This window comes from Paenibacillus sp. 01L418 (assembly GCF_056400045.1).
This window is the reverse complement of sequence record NZ_JBFTSN010000575.1, coordinates 1-3,424: the sequence shown is the minus strand read 5'-3', so window position 1 is coordinate 3,424 and position 3,424 is coordinate 1. Positions and strand designations below refer to the sequence as shown.

Below are 3,424 nucleotides of genomic sequence, written 5' to 3'. Positions count from 1 at the left end.
CCCATAGCACACCTGCTAAGCCGGAGAGACCGCCCATAATGGAATATACGAGCCATAAAATTTTGTCTACCTTAATGCCGCTTATTACTGCCGAATCTGGATTGCTTCCAACAGCATAGATTTGTCTGCCCGTTCGGGTATGATTAACAAAATAATAAGCGACGAAATAAATGAGGATTGCAATAAAGATCAGATTATTGATTCCGAGCGTTGTTCCCGTTGCCATCGCTTTGAAACTTGTAGGCATTTGATGTGCACTAACCCATTTGCCCCCACTAGTTAGATAAGTAAACCCGCGGAACACGTTCATCATCCCGAGTGTGGCTATGATGGGCAGGATACCGATTTTGGAAACCAGGAAACCAATGATCACACCGCTGACAAGTCCCGTTAAAGTGCCGATCAGAAGGGCGACGACAGCTGGTATTTCCGGAAATGCACTGACCGTCTGTGCCGCGATCATGCCTGAAAGAGCCAATGTTGCACCGATGGAAAGATCAATTCCGCGGGTAACGATTACGAGCATCATCCCCACAGCCAAAATGCTCAAAATCGCGGTGTTCGTTACCATATCGTTTATATTTTCCAAGGTCAAAAAGCTGGGATTGCGAAGCTGAACGCCAATTGAAAGCAAAACAATAAATCCGAGTAGTCCAAGCTCTCTGAATTTGGCGATCTTAGCGCTGAGCGTGCGCGTTGGCCTTGTAGCTCTAAGCGAAGCTGCGGTTATACCTCTCGTACTGAGTTCTCTCTCCTGCATGTGTCATGCCCACCTTTAATGTTGTTGTATAAGAGGGCGATCGTCAGCCATTGATGCTTGAAGTATCGCTTCCTGCGAGATCGAATCGCGGTCTAGAAAAGCTGTTATCCGGCCCTCGCGCATGACGGCTACCCGATCGCACATCCCAATCATTTCAGGCATCTCTGACGATACCATCAGTATCCCATACCCTTGACATGCCAAATCGCTGATCATTTCATATATGGCAGATTTGGCGCCAACATCCACACCTTTGGTTGGTTCATCCAAAATGATGACATCCACATCAGCAGTCAGAAGCTTTGCAAATACAACCTTCTGCTGGTTGCCGCCTGAGAGCGAGCTAGCCAAATCAAATATGCTTTTTGCTTTAACATTTACCTTCTCAGCTAATTGCTTAGCGATACTCGCTTCCTTATCGGTGTTAAGAACACCTTTGCTTGAAATCTTCTCAAGCGATGATAATGTTATATTTCTACCGATGCTCCACTGTAGAACGAGCCCCTGCTTCTGCCTGTCCTCCGGCAAGTAGCCAATCCCCATACGCATCGCATCGATCGGTTTTCGGATGTTCACTTCCTGCCCCTTGAAGAATACCTTTCCTTTGTCGCTTCGCTCAATGCCGAAGATGCTTTGGCAAACCTCTGTCCGTCCTGCCCCAACGAGACCAGTCAATCCTAATATTTCCCCTCTTCGCAGCGCAAAAGAAATATCAGCAAAGTAGCCGGTTCTGCCAAGACCTTCAACCCGAAGCAATTCTTCCCCAATCTGCGCTTCCTTCTTCGGAAACAATTGCGTAATTTCACGACCTACCATCGCAATAATTAGATCTTGGTTCGATATTTCATCCACTTTCCAAGTCCCGATGTATCTGGAATCCCGGAATACGGTCACCTTGCTGGCCAGTCGATACATGTCCTCGAAGCGATGAGAGATAAAAATAATAGCTGTTCCCTTGTCACGCAAACGCTCTGTAATGCGATACAAGTCTTCGCTTTCCCTATTGGTAAGAGCGGCTGTTGGTTCATCCATAATAATGATCTTCGCATCAACAGAAAGCGCTTTCGCAATTTCGACGATTTGCTGCTCAGCTACACTTAATGCTCCCATTTGCGTTTTGGGGCTGAATGCTGCGCCAAGCTCCTTCAGAAGCTTATCGGCCTCCTTATGCATTTCGTTCCAAAGAATCCGCTTAGTCCCTTTTTGAATTTTCTCATGCCCCATAAATATATTTTCTGTGACGCTTAAATCAGGATAACAAGTAACATGCTGATAAATGGCTGCAATGCCCCTCCGCTTCGCATCCGTAGGATTTTTAAAATCCACGCGTTGTCCATCAAAGAGGATCTCGCCGACATCTGCTGGGTGGACACCGGTAATCACCTTAATAAAGGTTGATTTCCCCGCTCCATTTTCGCCCATCAACGCATGAATCTCACCGGGCTTTAACTTAAAATAGACATTATCAAGCGCCTTGACGCCTGGAAAAGTTTTTGTAATTCCCTCTAGCTCCAAAATGTACTCGGCCATTGCCGGATCACCCTCCATCCTTCGCTGTTCTCTACATGCTGCTGCTTCTTGCTTCCTTCTAGGTCTACCTTACCGAAATTGCAGATCGTGAAGAAGGAGACATTCGTTACTTATGGGGGAGTGTATTCGCTTTGTATATGGAATCCACATTGTATGGCTGTTTGTGAACAAAATAAAAAGGCAGGCGCTAGGCCTACCCTTTAGTTTCTCTACTATACTGACTATCATTTCGAAAACTTCTGTTCTCGATATTTAGATGGCGTCTCCCCAGACCATTGCTTGAACAGCTTACTGAAATACTTTACGTCTTGATAACCAACAAGAACGCTTATATCGTAGAGCTTTAATTGCGAATCAATAAGCAGCTCCTTTGCTTTCTCCATTCTAAGACGCGTGATGTAATCGAGAATTGTTTCACCTGTTTGCGTCTTGAAATGCCGGCAGAAATACGAGGGATTCATATAGACTTGCTCAGCTATACGCTTAATCGTTAAGTCGTCTTGTAGATTGGCTATGATCCAAGCTTTGGCCTGCTCTATCGGTTTCATGCTGCCGCTTTGACGCATTCGTTTCATTTCCAGAACAAGCTGAGCGACCTGCTGATCGAGTTCCACTTTGAGCTCATTAAGATTTATCGCCCGTTTAATCGTTTGAAGTCGGCTCTCGAGCGGATCTAACATTGGCGTATTCACTTTCATTTCAACGCCGACCGAATGGATAAGAATAAATGCGTTCATTATTGCTCGTTGAATTGCAGCAGGCGAATCCATTTTTTCAAGCCGGGCAAAAAACTCCTTCGTAAACTGAACTGCTGCTTGCTCATTTACTTGTTCGACTGCCTGCTTCATTCGCTGCGCAATATGGACAAGCTCATTATCCATTTGGTCTGAAGAGCTCTCCGTCTTGAATTGAATGCCATCTCGGCCAAACAACTGATTGCCGCCATATAATAAACGATAATACATTAATGATAATGCTTGATCCTTTGCTTCTGGCAGCAAATATAAATCCTCAATCGAGCTGCCGCATGAAACAGAAACTGTAAATGGCGTGTAGGACTGAATCGCTGAACGAATTTGACCAGACAGCTCGAACGATGTTTTTTCTAATAAACCGTTGTTTTCGCCATAAGCC

The 3,424-nt window shown here is 45.3% G+C and carries 3 protein-coding genes; all 3 read right to left on the bottom strand.

Features of this window, described 5'->3' with window-relative positions:
* Positions 1-760, bottom strand: a 760-nt coding sequence (locus tag AC1DSE_RS32945; protein ID WP_477528891.1) for an ABC transporter permease, incomplete at its 3' end; no start/stop codon positions are given.
* 15 nt (positions 761-775) lie between these two features.
* Positions 776-2,290, bottom strand: coding sequence for a sugar ABC transporter ATP-binding protein (locus AC1DSE_RS32940; RefSeq protein WP_477509687.1), 1,515 nt, complete (start codon positions 2,288-2,290; stop codon positions 776-778).
* Between the two features lie 224 nt (positions 2,291-2,514).
* A partial coding sequence (locus tag AC1DSE_RS32935) for a helix-turn-helix domain-containing protein (RefSeq protein ID WP_477528890.1) occupies positions 2,515-3,424 on the bottom strand: 910 nt, incomplete at its 5' end.

What these genes read in the sequence shown, in the direction of transcription:
- AC1DSE_RS32940 (WP_477509687.1), bottom strand. Translation starts at nt 2,290, where the DNA reads ATGGCCGAGTACATTTTGGAGCTAGAGGGAATTACAAAAACTTTTCCA.